A 1,780-nucleotide genomic window follows, 5' to 3' on the forward strand; every position below is an offset into this window, starting at 1 on the left:
GCCGCCGCGATCCTCTACATCCCCGCGAACCTGCTGCCGATCATGCGTACCGCGTCGATCGTCGGCTCGCAGAACGATACGATCATGAGCGGGGTCGTCTATTTCTGGGTGTCGGGCGAATGGCCGCTGGCGGTGGTGGTGTTCGTCGCCAGCATCCTCGTGCCGATGCTCAAGCTCGGCGTGCTCGTGATCCTCGCCGCCACCGCGCAGCGCCGCTCCGCGTGGCGGCCGATACAGCGCACCAAACTCTATCGGATCGTCGAGCGGATCGGCCGCTGGTCGATGCTCGACATCTTCGTCGTGACGCTGACGGTCGCGCTCGTGCATTTCCGCTCGCTGGCGGTGATCACGGCGGGCCCCGGCGCACTCGCGTTCGGCTCGGTGGTGATCCTGACGATGCTCGCGTCGATGCAGTTCGACCCGCGCCTCATCTGGGACAACGTCGAAACCTCAGGGAATCATCATGAATAGTCCGCAAGGCCCGCAACACGACCCGAATGCCGGGGCCGGCCGATCGGCTCCCCCCACGCCGCCCGGCGGCCCGTCGGACCCGGTCATCACCCGGCGCTCGGGCTGGCTGCCCTCGCTCGTCTGGCTGGTGCCGCTCGTCGCCGCGCTGATCGGCATCGGGCTGGTGGTCAAGTCGGTGCTCGAACGCGGGCCGGAGATCACGATCAGCTTTCGCAGCGCCGAAGGGCTCGAACCCGGCAAGACCCAGGTCAAGTACAAGGACGTCGAGATCGGCATGGTCAAGGCGATCACGCTGTCGAAGGACCTGTCGCATGTGCTGGTCGACGTGCAGCTGAAAAAGGAAGCGGAAGATTTCGCGGTGAAAGGCAGCCGCTTCTGGGTGGTGCGGCCGCGGGTCGGCGCGAGCGGCGTGTCCGGCCTGAGCACGCTGCTGTCGGGCGCGTACATCGGCGTCGACGCCGGCCGCTCGAAGGACGGCGAGGACAGCTTCATCGGCCTCGAAGCGCCGCCGGCCGTGACCGGCGACCAGAAAGGCACCTCGTACGTGCTGCGCGGCGATTCGCTCGGGTCGATCGACATCGGCTCGCCGGTCTACTACCGGCGCGTGCAGGTCGGCCAGGTGGTCGGGTTCTCGCTCGACAAGGAAGGCACCGGCGTCACGTTCACGGTATTCGTCAACGCCCCGTACGATCAGTACGTCGGCCTGAACTCGCGCTGGTGGCAGGCGAGCGGCGTCGACCTGCGGCTCGATTCGAGCGGCCTCAAGCTCAACACGCAGTCGCTTGCCACGGTGATCCTCGGCGGCATCGCTTTCCAGGCGCCGCCGGACCAGAGCGCCGGCCCGCCCGCGCCGAACAACACGACGTTCCGCCTCGGCTCCGACGAAGGCGATGCGATACGCGATCCGGACGGCCGGCCCGAGCAGGTCGTGATGAACTTCAACCAGTCGCTGCGCGGGCTGGCGGTCGGCGCGCCGGTGGACTTCCGCGGCNTTCCAGGCGCCGCCGGACCAGAGCGCCGGCCCGCCCGCGCCGAACAACACGACGTTCCGCCTCGGCTCCGACGAAGGCGATGCGATACGCGATCCGGACGGCCGGCCCGAGCAGGTCGTGATGAACTTCAACCAGTCGCTGCGCGGGCTGGCGGTCGGCGCGCCGGTGGACTTCCGCGGCGTCGTGTTCGGCCAGGTGACGAGCATCGGCATCGACTACGACCCGAAGACCAAGTCGTTCACGATGCCGGTGACGATGAACGTCTACCCCGAGCGGCTCGGCCGGCGCTTCCGCGAAGCGGTTCAGAGCAAGGGCGA

Annotated in this window: 1 protein-coding gene and 2 pseudogenes; all 3 read left to right on the forward strand. The window is 68.2% G+C overall.

Annotated features, from left to right (window positions below):
- Window positions 1-471: paraquat-inducible protein A (locus RZR99_RS32750; protein WP_323123819.1), on the forward strand; the 471-nt coding region annotated here is incomplete at its 5' end.
- Window positions 464-1,462: pseudogene (locus RZR99_RS32755) on the forward strand (PqiB family protein); the annotation flags it as partial. The gene RZR99_RS32750 and the pseudogene RZR99_RS32755, both read left to right, overlap by 8 nt.
- A gap of 1 nt (window position 1,463) precedes the next feature.
- Window positions 1,464-1,780: pseudogene (locus RZR99_RS33540) on the forward strand (MlaD family protein); the annotation flags it as partial.

Source organism: Burkholderia alba, assembly GCF_034721475.1.
Taxonomy (GTDB): domain Bacteria; phylum Pseudomonadota; class Gammaproteobacteria; order Burkholderiales; family Burkholderiaceae; genus Burkholderia; species Burkholderia alba.